The 14,110-nt window shown below is 70.9% G+C and carries 12 protein-coding genes and 1 riboswitch; of the genes, 3 read left to right on the top strand and 9 right to left on the bottom strand.

The features are described from left to right. The first annotated feature begins 236 nt into the window (after positions 1 to 236). Positions 237 to 1,973: an FAD-dependent oxidoreductase gene (locus tag ACGFQ9_RS05045; protein ID WP_393571284.1), complete on the top strand. Its 1,737-nt coding sequence runs from the start codon at positions 237 to 239 to the stop codon at positions 1,971 to 1,973. Positions 1,974 to 2,132: 159 nt separating this feature from the next. Here the strand turns inward: ACGFQ9_RS05045 and ACGFQ9_RS05040 are convergent, their stop codons facing one another. From ACGFQ9_RS05040 to ACGFQ9_RS05025, 4 genes are all read right to left on the bottom strand, one after another. After that, on the bottom strand, positions 2,133 to 3,125 hold the full coding sequence (locus ACGFQ9_RS05040) for a hypothetical protein (RefSeq protein WP_393571283.1): 993 nt from the start codon (positions 3,123 to 3,125) through the stop codon (positions 2,133 to 2,135). Positions 3,126 to 3,231: 106 nt separating this feature from the next. Further along, complete coding sequence (locus ACGFQ9_RS05035) at positions 3,232 to 3,786, bottom strand: SUKH-4 family immunity protein (protein ID WP_393571281.1); 555 nt, start codon at positions 3,784 to 3,786, stop codon at positions 3,232 to 3,234. 185 nt (positions 3,787 to 3,971) lie between these two features. After that, a complete protein-coding gene (locus ACGFQ9_RS05030) occupies positions 3,972 to 6,158 on the bottom strand; it encodes a heavy metal translocating P-type ATPase (protein WP_393571279.1) in 2,187 nt (728 codons plus the stop codon). A 2-nt stretch (positions 6,159 to 6,160) separates the two neighbouring features. Continuing rightward, positions 6,161 to 6,460, bottom strand: a complete 300-nt coding sequence (locus ACGFQ9_RS05025) for a DUF1490 family protein (protein WP_393571277.1) — start codon at positions 6,458 to 6,460, stop codon at positions 6,161 to 6,163. A 222-nt stretch (positions 6,461 to 6,682) separates the two neighbouring features. Here ACGFQ9_RS05025 and ACGFQ9_RS05020 point away from each other — a divergent pair, with 222 nt between their 5' ends. Continuing rightward, positions 6,683 to 6,829, top strand: coding sequence for a WD40 repeat domain-containing protein (locus ACGFQ9_RS05020; protein WP_393571275.1), 147 nt, complete (start codon positions 6,683 to 6,685; stop codon positions 6,827 to 6,829). A 125-nt stretch (positions 6,830 to 6,954) separates the two neighbouring features. On the opposite strand, the gene ACGFQ9_RS05015 is transcribed toward ACGFQ9_RS05020, so the two are convergent. The 5 genes from ACGFQ9_RS05015 to ACGFQ9_RS04995 all read right to left on the bottom strand — a co-directional run bounded on the left by ACGFQ9_RS05015 (position 6,955) and on the right by ACGFQ9_RS04995 (position 12,865). After that, positions 6,955 to 7,467 carry a hypothetical protein gene (locus ACGFQ9_RS05015; RefSeq protein WP_393571273.1) on the bottom strand — a complete coding sequence of 171 codons (513 nt, stop codon included), beginning with the start codon at positions 7,465 to 7,467 and terminating at the stop codon, positions 6,955 to 6,957. 97 nt (positions 7,468 to 7,564) lie between these two features. Then, positions 7,565 to 8,890 carry a hypothetical protein gene (locus tag ACGFQ9_RS05010; RefSeq protein ID WP_393571271.1) on the bottom strand — a complete coding sequence of 442 codons (1,326 nt, stop codon included), beginning with the start codon at positions 8,888 to 8,890 and terminating at the stop codon, positions 7,565 to 7,567. Between the two features lie 686 nt (positions 8,891 to 9,576). Then, a complete protein-coding gene (locus ACGFQ9_RS05005; RefSeq protein WP_393571863.1) occupies positions 9,577 to 10,731 on the bottom strand; it encodes an MBL fold metallo-hydrolase in 1,155 nt (384 codons plus the stop codon). Between the two features lie 163 nt (positions 10,732 to 10,894). Then, positions 10,895 to 11,689: an SGNH/GDSL hydrolase family protein gene (locus ACGFQ9_RS05000; protein WP_393571270.1), complete on the bottom strand. Its 795-nt coding sequence runs from the start codon at positions 11,687 to 11,689 to the stop codon at positions 10,895 to 10,897. A 180-nt stretch (positions 11,690 to 11,869) separates the two neighbouring features. After that, entirely contained in the window at positions 11,870 to 12,865 is a 996-nt protein-coding gene (locus ACGFQ9_RS04995) for a peptidoglycan DD-metalloendopeptidase family protein (protein WP_393571268.1), read from the bottom strand. Between the two features lie 4 nt (positions 12,866 to 12,869). Next, a riboswitch (cyclic di-AMP (ydaO/yuaA leader) is annotated at positions 12,870 to 13,065 on the bottom strand. A 217-nt stretch (positions 13,066 to 13,282) separates the two neighbouring features. Between ACGFQ9_RS04995 and ACGFQ9_RS04990 the strand changes: the two genes are divergently transcribed. Continuing rightward, on the top strand, positions 13,283 to 14,089 hold the full coding sequence (locus ACGFQ9_RS04990; RefSeq protein ID WP_393571266.1) for a tyrosine-protein phosphatase: 807 nt from the start codon (positions 13,283 to 13,285) through the stop codon (positions 14,087 to 14,089). Positions 14,090 to 14,110: the final 21 nt, after the last annotated feature.

Below are 14,110 nucleotides of genomic sequence, written 5' to 3'. Positions count from 1 at the left end.
CCGGGCGACGGCTCCAACCGTGCGCCGGGGGTGCGCCCGCGAACCGACCGCGTGCTCCGCGGGGCCGCTCACGCGCCGTACCGGACTCCCGCTCCCGACTCCATGCTGGCCGGACGGAGTGACGGACGGGCGGGCGTCGGGGATGCGTCGGCGTGCTTCGGCGCGCTTGGACGCGACCAGGCGTGCTTCGGCCGCCTGCCCGTCGGAGTGGGCGGCCTGCGATCTCGGGGAGCGAGATGACTGAGGGCAACGTACTGGACCGGCTGCTGGAGTCGTTCCCGCAGGAGGCGGCGGCCGGAGTCCGGGCCTGGCTGGCGGACCGGGCGGGCGCCGGAACGGATCCGTCGGGCCTGATGGCCCGCCTCGCGCCGGCGGGCGGTGACGTCCGTCCCGCCTCCGACGGCGACCCCCGCGGCATCCGGCACGTCGGGGTCATCGGCGGAGGCACGGCCGGCCTCCTGACCGCGCTGGCGCTGAAGGCCAAGCGGCCGTGGCTTGAGGTGACCCTGGTCGAGTCGACGAGCATCCCGATCATCGGCGTGGGCGAGGCGACGACCCCGCACCTGACGATGTTCCTGCACCACTACCTCGGAATCGATCCCGCCGAGCTGTACGCGAAGGTCCTGCCGACCTGGAAGCTCGGGATCAAGTTCGACTGGGGCCCGGGGAAACCGTTCATCGGCCCGTTCGACTGGGCCGGCGACTCGGTGGGCCTGGTCGGCGCGATCCGGACCGGCAACGGCTCGCCCAACGGCGCGACACTGGGCTCGGTGCTGATGCTCCGCGACCGCGCCCCGGTCTACCGGACCGGCGACGGCGACGGCGACGGCGGCGTCCTGTCGCTGATGAAGTACCTGCCGTTCGCCTACCACCTCGACAACGGCCGCCTGGTCTCCTACCTCCACGAGGTCGCGGCCCGCCGCGGCGTCCACCACGTCGAGGCCACCCTGGAGCACGTCGCGCTGTCCGACGACGAGTGGGTCGACCACCTCCGCACCGACGACGGCCGCGCCCTCGCCTTCGACCTCTACGTCGACTGCACCGGCTTCCGCTCCCGCCTGCTCGGCCAGGCCCTCAGGACCCGCTACCTCACCTACGACAGCAGCCTGTTCACCGACTCCGCGATCACCGGCAACACCCCCCACCACGGCGACATCGTCCCCTACACCCAGGCCACCACGATGAACGCCGGCTGGGCCTGGCGCATCCCGACCCGCGAGGACGACCACCGCGGCTACGTGTACTCCTCGAACGCGATCACCGACGACCAGGCCGTCCACGAATTCCGCACCCGTTTCCCCGGCATCACCGAGCCCCGGCAGGTCCGCTTCCGCAGCGGCCGTCACGAAAAGCTCTGGCGCGGCAACGTGATCGCCATCGGCAACTCCTACGGATTCGTCGAGCCCCTGGAATCCAGCGGACTGCTCATGATCGCCACGGAGATCCTGACCCTGGCCGCGTTCCTGCCCGCCTCCTGGTCAGACCCGCAGCCCCGGGAGGCCGTCAACACCGTCCTCGGGCAGCAGTGGGACGGACTGCGCTGGCTCCTCGCCATCCACTACCGCTTCAACACCCGCCTCGACACCCCGTTCTGGAAGGCCTGCAACACCACCATCGACGTCTCCGGCTTCCAGCCGCTGCTCGACCTCTACGCGGCCGGTGCTCCGCTCTGCCAACGCGACCCCGTCGTCCGCGCCCTCGCCGAGCGCTCCGCGCCCCTCCTCTACGGGCTGGCCTCCATCGACCTCCTCCTGCTCGGCCAGCAGGTACCGACACGACTGCTCACCCTCGACGAGCCCCTGGAGAACTGGCACGCCCGCAGGCGCGCAGCCGAAGCCCTGGCCGGCCACGCCATGACCACCCGGCAGGCCCTGGAAGCCTTCGACACCATCCCCGAACTCCACCAGGAGCTCCTCCACGCCCCCGACAGCTGGGCCAACCCCCATGGCGCCCGCCTGATGGGCATCGCCTGAGGAACGCCGTCAGTGCCCGCGGTAGTACTCGGCGACGGCACCGAACGCGGCCTGCCCGCCTCATCACGGGTGTACCCGCCGTTCAGCCGGAGCGGTTTGCCGCAAGACCGACGGGCATACGGAGCGCCGGCACCCGGACGGGTTCGTCTGCCGCGTTGTTCAGAGGGTGTAGGCGAGGCCGTGAGTGGCCGCGATGCCCTCCGAAGCGTGGCCCGCGTGAATCCGGACGGGGTTGCCGTCGACGTTCCTCACCTTGAGGGTGGCGCGGATCCTGGTGCAGCCGCCCAACTGGTCGCTGGTGAGGTTCAGGGTGTTCGTGGCGCTTTGGTGGTGCTTCGCGTCGGAGATCTTCCATTTGGCAACCGGGCCCTTGACCGGCCCGCCACACGGGGTCCCGTCGGGCTGCTGGGGCTGGGCCTCGATCCAGGTCTCGGCAGTGGTACCGCTGTAGGCGTCCGTGCCGCCGCCGCAAATGCGGCTGCCTGCGACGCAGGTGGTGAGGTTGGCGTCCTGCACGATCGTGGTGCGCCCGCCTGCTGCCGGGACGTACGTGTAGCCGAGGGTGGTGGCCGTCGTGCCGCGCGCCACCGTCGTGGCGGATGCGTCGGGCAGAGTCCAGCGGGTCGCCACGGCCATGGGCAGGATCCCCAGTTCGGCACCGGCGGGGACACGCATGGTCACCTGGCGGCCGGGGTTGACGACACTGGAGTAGCCCACGACCGACAGCCGGCACCGGTAGGTGCCGGAGGTCGGCGCCTGGAACAGCCAGCGCAGGCCCGGGTTCAGGGCGGATTCGCCCGGCGGGACCAGGTTCGCCGCCCAGTAGGCACCGCTCTCCGTGCCTTGTGGCAGCGACTGGCCGTTCGCGTACTGACAGCGCACGGCAAACGTCACCCCGATGTTCTCGCCCGCCTTCAGCTCCGTCACCGGGACGGCGGACAGGCGGCGCGACCACAGGTAGGACTTCTCCCCCGCGGCCGCGTCGAACACGACCTCGGTACCGGGAACGTCCTTGTACACGTCCGGCGCGTTGGGCGGATCCACCTGGAAGTCGAACACCGAGGACGCCGCCACTGCCGGAGACACCATGGCCCCGGATCCTGACGCCGCGATGGTGACCACCACCGCCACGGCGGCACCGTATTCACGCACGAATCGCACAGTTCCCCCCTGACAACCCGACAAACGAGCCGACCGTAACACGACCGCATGAGGTGTTGGAGGAGGTGTTGGAGGAGGTGTTGGAGGAGGTGTAGCGTCACCAGATCCCGTGTTCGAGCTCTTCCATGGAAAGACTCCACTGGGATTCTTCGTCGGCGAACGGTGTTGGGTCGAAAGCCTCGACGGTCGCACGGAAGCGTGAGGCGAGCTCTTCCGGGTCGGCTTCGTTGTCGTGGTCGATCTCCACCTTGCGGAGCTCGATCAAGGCGAACACCAGGGACTCGATGTCCCGGTGCAGCTCGATGTAGTCGACGGCGCCTTCAGGGAAGGCATACACCTTTCCCGAGGCCGGGTCCAAAGCCAACAGCGAGGTGAACAAGTAGCCCAGGCTCCACCACGAGCGACTCTCGTCGGGGCACTGGAGCCCATGGTGGTCGAATCGGGATCCGATCGTGATCGCGTCAATCTCAGGCCGGTAGAGGTCTTCCACATCCATGCGGGAGGTGAACACCTCTGACGTCGGCAACCCGACCCGACTCAGGAAGTTGGCCGTGCGAACATCAAGGCCAGTGGCACCCTGATGGGGAACGTAGGTAACGTCGCGGAGACCATAGACCTCGATCAGTTTCTCTCGAGTAACGCTGAAGTTCACTTTCAACCCTGTTCCCCGTGGGCTTTTCGGACTTCGTTCCGGTTGGCCACATTTTCAGCGGCGTTGATGGCCCGGATGGTATCTGGGTCACACCAGTGCCGCGCCGCCGACTATCGCGAGCGTGGTGCCGGTGACGTAGGCGTTGGCTGCACCAATCGTGCCCGCGACACCCATGCCACCGGAGTTCACTTCACCCTGCGTTCCTCCAGCGGCGCGGCGTGCAGGAACTCCGCTCCTACGGGCGGCAGGTGCGGGGTGTGATTGACCAGCCGGGCGGAGTTTCCGACGACGGCGATGCTGCTGGTGTTGTGCAGCAGGGCGGCGAGCACCGGGTTGATCGAGCCGCCGGCGCCGGCGACCAGGCCGAGCAGGTTGACGCCGATGGCGAGACCGTAGTTCTGCCGTACCACGCGCAGCGTGTGGCGGCTGAGTTCCACGACGGCCGCCACCTGGCGCAGGTCGTTGCCCGCGAGGGCGATGTCGGCTGTTTCCAGCGCTACATGGGAGGAGTGCTCGCCCATGGTGATGCCGACGTCGGCCAGTGCGAGGGCGGGGGCGTCGTTGGTGCCGTCGCCGACCATGGCGACCACGTGGCCTTCTGCCTGGAGGTCGCGGATGATCTGAAGCTTGGCCTCGGGGAGGGCGTGGGCGTGGACTTCGGTGATGCCGAGGGCGTCGGCGACGACCTGGGCGGTCTCGGGTGCGTCGCCGGTGAGGAGGAGCAGGCGTGAGACGCCGAGGTCGCGCAGCTGCTGTACGACGATGTCGGCGCCGGCGCGTACGGCGTCGGAGACTCCGAGCAGGCCGATGAGGTCCTGGTCGAGGGCCAGGCAGATGACGGTCTCGCCGCTCTGGCGAAGGTGGTCGGTCCATCCCTGGGCTTCCTCGGTGAGGTCGATGCCGTGCCGGCGCAGCAGCGCGGGGCTGCCCACGAGCAGGCGGGTGCCGTCGAGTTCGGCGCGCATGCCCATGCCGAGGACGACCTCGCAGGCCTGGTGGAGCGGCACGTGCAGGTGTTGCTCCTCGGTGTGGGCGACGATGGCCTGGGCGAGCGGGTGGCGGGCGTGCAGCTCGCCGGAGGCCGCCAGGCTGAGCACCTGGTCGGCGCCGAAGCGTTCGCTCACAGTGACCACGCTGGTGACGAGGGGCCGGCCGAAGGTGAGGGTGCCGGTCTTGTCGAAGACCACGGCCGTGACCCGCCCGATCCCCTCCAGGTGGGTACCGCCCTTGATCAGGGTGCCGCGGCGGGCTCCGTTGCCGATGGCGGCGCTGATGGCGGTCGGAGTGGCCAGGCCGGCGGCGCAGGGGCAGGCGATCAGCAGCATGGTCATCGCCCGCCGCGCGTCGCGTGTGACGACGTACGTCAGGGCCGCCAGGGCGAAGGAGACCGGGACGAAGCGCTGGGTGAAGCGGGTGGCGACGGTCTGGATCGGCGCGCGGTCGGTCTGGGCTTCCTCGACCCGGGTGATGATCCGGCCGACGGTGGTGTCCCGGCCGACGGAATCGGCTCGGACGGTCAAGGAGCCGGAGGTGACGATGGTGCCCGCGTAGACGTGGGCACCCTCGTGTGCGTAGACGGGGAGTGCCTCGCCGGTGACGGCGGCCTGGTCGATCAGGGCCTCGCCGCCCACCACATGTCCGTCGACGGGGATGCGGTGGTGCTCGTACACGGCGACGACGTCACCGACCTCCAGTTCCTCCAGTCCGACCTCGACCTCTACGCCCTCGCCCCGGACCAGCCAGACCCGCTCCTCGCCGATGGTGAGCAGGTCCTCGATCGCGCGGCGGGTGCGGCGCAGGGTGAGGGTCTGGAGGAACTCACCGATGTTCAGCAGCCACAGCACGGTCAGCGCGACCACGTTCTCCCGCAGGACCAGGGAGATGACGGTCGCGGCGGTGACGAGCGTGTCGGTGCCAGGGCTGCTCCTGCCGCGCAGGGTGCGCAGCGCGCCCCGGAAGAACGGCAGACCGGTGAAGACGGTGATCACGCCGAGGAGTCCGGAGGAGCCGATGCCGATGCGGGGCCGGGCGAGGATGCGGCGAAGTGCGACGAAGGCGAGGACTGCCCCGCCCACGACGAGGCGGGCGATCTCGCTGGTGGAGGAGTCGGGGACCGATCTGGTGGCCTTGGCGGGGGCCGATGGGGGCGGGGCCTCTTCGAGGGCGGCGACCAGGGCGTCCACGTCCTGCTCCTCGGGCGCCACCCAGATCACGACGCTGCCGGTGCGCGGGAAGATCCGCAGGGCCCTGAAGCCGCTGAGGCCCGCCAGCCGATCGTCCACGAGGCCGGCGCAGCCTGGCCGGTCGCGCAGCCAGGGGACGATCAACCGGGCCCGCCCCGTCGCCACCGAGCGGACCACTACCGCGGACATGATCAGTGCTCGTGGCCGTGGTCGTCGTGGTCGACTTTCACCGCGGAGGGCGGCGGGACCTCCTCGCCCAGGGAGGTACGGGCCTCCGCGAGCACGTCCCCGGCCTTCAGCCGGGCCTCCTCGGCAGCCGAGTTCAGCCACCGGCTCGCCACGATGCCGCCCGCGATGCCGCCGACCAGCGCCTTACGCGCGGTGGGCGCGGCGTCGGGCAGCTTCTTGATGATGAGTGCGCCCACCACACCGCACACCGCGTAATGGGCCAGCTTGCCGGCGGCCGCACCGGCGATGGCGAGGGGATGCATGAAATGCCTCCTTCCGTGCCGCTCCCGGAGGAGCGAAACGGATCTCTCCTCCAGTGTGGCCCCGGGCCGCCCCCACGGTCGAGCGGGCCGGGCAGACGATCGCCGCGGACCGCCTTTCCGCAGGTAGAGCGGACCTGGACGCCCGAGCAGCACGACGGGAACCCGCGATCCGGCCACCAGGCCAAAGACGGGGGCGGGGGCAGCGCCGTGACCCTGTGGAACGTGCGGAAACGTGAGGCCGCCGGCGTCCTGAGTGTGGACACCGACGGCGCGGCCGGGGTCTCCTCCGCGGCATTCAGCCCCGACGGCGAGATCCTCGCAGCCGCGGGCAACGACGGCACCATCCAGCTGTGGAGCACCCACATCTAGCCAGGTGCCGGATGTCCCCGCCGTGCACACTTCGCCCCGCCGGCATGACGGCGGGGCGAAGCGGCCGGGCCCGCATCAACCAACAGCATCCGCAAGGGAGGTGTCGTGCCTGGGGCGTGGCGGCTCTACGTGTCGGTGGGTGCGTCGTTGACCGCGAACATGCTGTGTCCGGCGCACGGGTGGTCGGCGAACCGGGAGGACGTCCCTCCGCCCAGGCTCACCTTGTCGCCCTCTCTCGCGAAGACCTTCCCGTGCGCGTCGGATACGACGGCCTTGCCGTCCTCGACCCGGGCCGTCCATCCGTACCCCCAGTTGAGGGCGACGATTCCTCCGTCGGAGTCCGACTTCACGGCTACGCAGTTCTTGTCCGTGACCACCAGCGTTCCCGGTAGGAGCGCCAGCAGGCCGGCCGTGGGTTCGTCCTTTCCGCGCAGGATCATCCGGGGTGACGTCCCGGGGTTCTCGGCCGTGCCGGTCGTCTTCCCCGTGACGGGGACCGCCTCCGGTGTCCGGTCCGCCCGGGGTTGGCCGGTGGGCGACCCGCAGCCGGTGACCCCCGCCAGCAGCAGGATTCCCGCCACGGCCGCTACGCCACGGTGCACGGTCCTTCTCGTCGGCGTGCCGAGCTGGTCTGTCATCGCATCCCGTCCGTTCGCCAGACGCACGACTGGTGTGCGCTCCCGGGTGGGACGGCCGTGCCGCCGCACGGGTTCCGTACGGCGGCACGGCCGTCTGTCAGCCGACTTCCAGCTGCACGCCCCACGTGTTCAGGATGGTGCTGATCGGCACGTAGTTGACCCACCGCGAGCAGAGGATGCCCGAGGCGTCGGGGGCCACGGAACCGCACGAGGTGGTCATGGAGCCCGCCGTGATGTCCGCACTGATGAGGATTCCCCGGGCCTGCACGCCGCCGGTCACCTTCTTGAACATCGGGCCGCCGCTGTCGCCCTGGCCGCCCATGATCTGACCGGCCGGGGCCGCGACCTGGATGACGCCGACCCTCACCCCGTTCTCGTCCACGTAGACGTCGGAGTCGTCGTAGACGGTGCCGCAGTGCTCGCCCGTGCTGGCGCCCGAGGAGCACACCGGGTCGCCCGGCCAGTTGGAGTACCAGCCCTTCACCAGCGATGTGGAGGTGGAGGAGTGGCCGCCACGGAAGATGCTCGGCGTGGTGGCGGGCGAGCTGGAGGGGTCGATCAGCATCGAGTCGATGCTGTCGATCGTCGCGACGGAGGTCCCGCCGGGGGCGATGGTCTGCCCGGCCCCGTCCCGCACGGCCAGGTTTCCGGAACGGTCACAGTGGCTCGCGCTGATGAGTTTTCCGGTGGACCCGGCCAGCACGGCGAAACCGGTGGAACACAGGCTGCCGCCGTGGGCGGTGCGGATGCCGCCCTTCCACGGCGGGGAGTCGTTGCCCCGGGAGAACAGGGCGTCGCCGGCCACCCTCTCGACGCCGAGTTTCAGCGCTACGTCCGGGATGCGGGCCGCGGTGCGCAGCTCCGGCACGGGGTCGACGGCGGCCCGGATACGGGCGGCGACGCCCACGGTGACGCCGCTGCCGTCGGCGTTCAGCTCGCTCCAGGTGATGCCGAGGCGGGCAGCGGCGGGGTGGTTGAGCAGCCGTGTGCGGGCGGCTTCGGCTTCGGCTCGGGAATACTTCGCGCCGCTGCGGATCGTGACCTTGACGCCGTAGGGGCGGCTGTCGGCGTAGGCGGTGACGTCGGCCGGGGGCGTGCCCTTCCACAGGACGGTGACCGCCCGGCCCGGATAGTCGGTTTCCTGGCGGGCGAATCCGCGGGCCGCCCCCAACTCGTGGAGGCGTTCCGCGACCACGGGTATGACGTCGTCGGCCGGGGATGTGGCATCGAGCCCGGCGGGAAGCGGTCCGGGCTTCACGGTCCAGGCGGAGCGGTCGAGGGCCTTGTACGGGGCGGCCGCTTCCTGCCCGGACTGCGAGGGCGTGGGGCCGTCGGGCCGAGGTGCGGCAACACCGGGTGCGATGCCCAGCACGAGCGTCAGTGCGGCCGCTCCGAGCGTTACGGGCATGAGTGTGCGTTTCACGTGTCCTCCCGGTCAGCACGGGCCGAGGAGAACGACGCCCCCCGGCGTGATCTGCGGCACGCTACATCGAATGGGCGTTCACATCTGCCGATTTTTTCCAGCCACCACGGCCGGCCGGATGCATCCTCGACTGACCGTCAACGCGTACGGGAGAGGTCCAACTCCCTTACGGATACGGTTGGTTGATTCGAGCCCGGCCGCTTCGCCCCGGTCGGGGCGGCAGAGACGGTCCGGCCGTGGTCCTGGACAACGCCGGGCGGGCAACCCGCCTCATCGGCGACTGGCCGCACGGACCCACCACTCGGCCACCACCCCGGCCGCCGCGGGCGCCGGCCACCGCCTCCCGGCGCCGCCGCCCCTCTCACGCCAGAACTGACCGTCCTCCACGCCTGGGGACACGCCGGGCGCCCGGGTGCCATGGCCCCGGGCGCTCGTGATCAGTGAGTGCATGAGACGCCAGGATCGAGTCGACCATCTGGTGCCATGCCGCTCTACGGCCACACGTTCCGCGTCTGCACGACCACCCCAGGTCACCGCGTTCGAAGACGGAACGGGAACGAAGACGCCATGACGGTTCCGCGGCTCGGCGTGAGCGGACCCGTCGGTGCCACGGACGACCCGCTCGCGCCCCTCGGGACTCAGTCAGCCCCGTCAGTGAGCCGCCCGACTCGGCTCCGCAGCCGGTGTCACCGCTCGCCCGCCAGGTCGAGATCGCCGGCCAGGGGCTCGCTCGGCGTCGGCCCCACCGGCTTCGGGAGACGCCACGGGTGTGCGATCGGACGGGTGATCCGGCGCCACCACGGATCCACGGGCAGCGCGCCGGCGGGCTCGAAGGGCTCACCGGGACGCGGGAGCGCCACCGGCTGGCCGGCCTCCTCCGCGGCGTCGACCGTCCACTCCCCCGGTTCGGCCCACGGGTGCAGGGCCAGGTTGAAGGTGCCCCAGTGGATCGGCAGCAGGGCTCCGTGCGGGACGCCGCCCTGAAGGTCGAGGTGCGCCTGGACACCCTCCTCCGGGGTCATGTGGATGTCCGGCCAGTACTCGCTGTACGCGCCGATCTGGATCATGGTGGCGTCGAACGGGCCGTGCTCGGCGCCGATCTCCTTGAAGCCGGGGAAGTAGCCGGTGTCCCCGCTGTGGTAGATGCGGTGCTCGTCACCTGCGACCACCCAGGAGGCCCACAGGGTGTGCTGCTGGTTGCGCAGGCCGCGGCCGCAGAAATGCCGGGCGGGGGTCGCGGTGAGCGAGAGCCCGGCGATCTTGGCGGTCTCGTTCCAGTCGAGCTCGCGGATCCGGTCCGCGGACACGCCCCAGTGCTCCAGGTGGGCGCCGACCCCGAGGGGGACCACGAAGAACGTGTCGGTGCCGGCCAGCCCCTTGATCGTCGGCAGGTCCAGGTGGTCGTAGTGGTCGTGGGAGATCACCACGGCGTCCACCGGCCCCAGCGCGGCCAGCGGCACCGGCACCGGGTGGAGGCGCTTCGGCCCGGCGAACGGGAAGGGCGAGCACCGCTCTCCCCAGACCGGGTCGAACAGCACCCTCCGCCCGTCGATCTCGGCGAGCACGCTGGAGTGCCCCATCCAGGTCAGCCGCAGACCGCTGACCGGCGGTTTCGCCAGGTCGGCCAGGGTGGTCGGGTGGACCGGGATGCGCTCGCGCGGAGCGCGCGCCATCCGGCTCTCCCGGTGGAAGTAGATCTTGGCGAACTCCAGCGTGGAGCCGGATGGCCGGGTCCGGGCTCCGACCGGGTTCTGGAAGACGCCGTCGGCGAAGTTCGGGGAGCGGCGGATCCGCTCCAGCCGTTCGCCGGACGGATCCGCGCCGAAGGCTTCGGGCCGCATCTCGCGCAGCCGCGGACGCAGGGGACGGGAGCCGGTCAAGGCGCCTCCTGGGACGGTGGGGAGGGTAGGGACATCGGTGCGTACGTCGCCCTCCGAACGTACTCTGCCCTTCCCAACGCACACCCACCCCGGAGGATTCCGCGGGCAGCCCCCGTCCCCGTGGTCACAGGGGCAGCAGGTCGGGCCGCTTGGGTTCCACATGATCCCCGGAGGACTCGCCCCGCAGGCGCCGCCCGATCCAGGGCACGAGGTGCTCGCGCGCCCACTGGATGTTGTCCCGGGTGACCTCCGCCGAGCCGCGCGGTGCCGTGGGCGGCCACGGCTGGTCGGGGTCCGCGGGCACCTCCAGGCCGAGCACCTGGGCGGCGCGCAGCGCGACCCGGGTGTGCCCCTCGGGGGACAGGTGCAGCCGGTCGTCGTCCCAGGCGCGGCGGTCCTGTACGGACTTCAGCGACCAGAGGTCGAGCACCGGGCAGCCGTACCGGTCCGCGATCGCGCGGACGTGCGCTGTGTACGTCGCCACCTTGCCGCGCAGGTGCCGGAGCACGGGCACCCCGCGGGTGTCGAAGCCCGTGGTGATCATGACCAGGCCGACGGAGGAGGTGAGGTCGGCCACGGCCGCCTCGAACCGCTCGGCCACGTCGTCCGGGTCACTGCCCGGCCGGATGATGTCGTTGCCGCCGGCACAGAAGCTGACCAGGTCGGGCGCGAGCTCCTTGGCCCGCGGGACCTGCTCGGCCACGATCTGGTCCAGCAGTCGCCCCCGTACGGCGAGGTTGGCGTAACGGAAGTCGTGCTCTTCGCGTCGGTCGGCCAGGAGTACGGCGAGCCGGTCGGCCCAGCCGACGAAGGTGTCCCCCGGTCCCGGGTCCCCCACACCCTCCGTGAAGCTGTCGCCGAGCGCCGTATACGAGCCAATGGTCTGAAATGTCGAGTTCGTCGAGTCGTCGCCTGCCACGACGCCTTATCTTTCCCCGACACCTGTGACCTACGCGACCGTAGCCAGGGGTTGACGGACCGTGATCTTTGCCACCCGGACGGGCGGAATAGGCCCCGGCATGCGACCGGGGCCGGGAATCCCCCTCGGAATCCCGGCCCCGGTCACCTCCGCCGCGCGTGCGGCATCCCCCGGGTCCCGTCAGACGGAGACGCCCTTCGAGCGGAGGTAGGCCAGCGGGTCGATGTCCGAGCCGTAGCTCTGCGTGGTGCGGATCTCGAAGTGCAGGTGCGGGCCCGTGGAGTTGCCGGTGGAGCCGACCAGGCCGACCTCCTGGCCGGCGGTGACGGTCTGGCCGACCGAGACGGACAGCTGGGACATGTGGCCGTACTGCGAGTAGTGCCCGTCCGCGTGCCGGATGATGACCTCGTTGCCGTACGAGCCGGCCCAGCCGGCCGAGACCACGGTGCCCGCGCCGACCGCCTTGACGCTGGTGCCGAAGGTCGCGCCGAAGTCGACACCGGTGTGGGTACCGCTGGCCCACATGCTGCCGCTCGCCTTGTACGGGGTGTTGATGCCGGCGATGACCGGGGCCACGAAGCCGGCGGCGCTCGCCGGGGCGGCCGCGCGCTCACTGCGGGAGGCGGTGCCGGTCGTGGTCCGCTGCGGCGCGGCGGACTTGGGGGCGGACGGCTGCGGGGCGGCCGCCTGCGGGGCCTCCTCCTGCGGGGCCGGGACCTCCTCCTCGGGCGCCTCGGCCTCGGGGGCCGCCGGCTGCTCGGCGGGGGCCTCGGCCTGCCCGGCGTCCGCACCGTCCGCGCCGCTCAGGGTGAGCCGCAGGCCGGGGCGGATCAGGTCCGGGTTGGAGCCCACGGCCTCGCGGTTGCCGGCGTAGAGGCTGGGCCATCCGCCCGGAATGTCCTGGTCCTGGGCGATCTGCGACAGGCAGTCACCCGACACCACGGTGTAGACGGAGGGGGCCTGCCGCAGGGAGGCGGGCACCGCCTGGACCGGGGCGGCGGCCGGAGCCTGCGCGGGGAGTGCGGTGACGGTGGGCGCGGCCGGGAGCTCGACCGCGTTCGCGGAGGTGGCACCCAGCAGCGGGAGCGCGAGCGCCGCGCCGCCGGTGCCGGCCGCGACGAAACCGCGGGATATCGGGCGGGACTTGGGACGGCGGTGCTTACCCTTTCCGGGCATGGCGCATTCCTCTCCGTCGCCTGCGGGGTGAGCTGTCGGGTTCGGACTGGAGATGTCCGGCCGTTACCACGGCTTAACCCCGAGCCGTCCGGAATCAAAGATCCGGACGGCGGCCTACCTGGTTCCCCCGCTCCTGCCGTACACGTGAATGGTCTGGTTGCGGTTTCCCGGGCGGCGGCAGGATTCGGCGTTCCACCCGGATCGGGGCTGACCGTAATGCAGTTCGGGCGCACCGAACAAGCTGCGAATTTCCGCGAATGAATCACCGGGGCAATGGATCAACGGAATTCCGGTCACCCTGCGTCCATTCCGCATCCGCAACACCCTTACGGAGTAGGGAATTGGAGTTCCGCGGTCAGCCACTCAACGTCACCGTATGATCCTGCTCACGAGCACCACCGACGCGGAGGAGTGCGTGTGACTCAGCAGATACCCGGCACCCCGTCCACTGAGCCCGAACTGTCCGGAGTGCGCAACTTCCGTGATGTGGGCGGCTTGTCAGCCTCCGATGGACGGAGGGTCAGATCGGGAGTTCTGTTCCGAAGCGGACATCTGGCGCATGCCACCGAAACCGATACAGAGTTTCTCGCATCGCTCAAACTCCACACGATCTTCGACTTCCGCAACGCCGCGGACCGGGCACTGGAGGGCCCCGACGTCGAGCTGCCGGGTGTCCGGAATGTCAACATTCCTCTCTCCGACCCGGCGGACGGCAAGGAGTTCTGGAGGATGGTCCGCGACGGCGACCTGACCCAGCTGCGCGCGCTGCTCGGCGAGGGCCGGGCCGCGGAACGCATGACCCGCTCCTACCGGCAGTCGGTCCTGACCCGGACCGCCGAGCACAGCCGGGTGGTGCACGCCCTGGCCGCGGACAGCGTGCCCGCCCTGCTGCACTGCGCGGCAGGCAAGGACCGGGCCGGGGTCTCCGTCGCGGTCACCCTGCTCGCGCTCGGCGTCGGGCGTGAGGCGATCCTGGCGGACTACCTGGAATCCAACGCCCCGCACCGCCGCTACCGGATCCGCCGCAGCGGCGACACCCCGGAAGCCCGCTCGCCCGAGGTGATGGAACTGCTCGCCCCGCTGTTCGACGCCCGCGCCGAGTACCTCACGGCCGCGTTCGACACCATCGAGGAGACCTGGGGCGGCGTGGACGGCTACCTGGCCGGGGGCCTCGGGCTCACGCCCGGGACCCTCGACACCCTGCGCACGCGGCTCCTCGTCTGACGCACGACGTCTGACGCGCCG

It is taken from the genome of Streptomyces sp. NPDC048603 (assembly GCF_043199475.1).
GTDB lineage: Bacteria > Actinomycetota > Actinomycetes > Streptomycetales > Streptomycetaceae > Streptomyces.
This window is presented reverse-complemented; position numbering and strand designations above follow the sequence as displayed.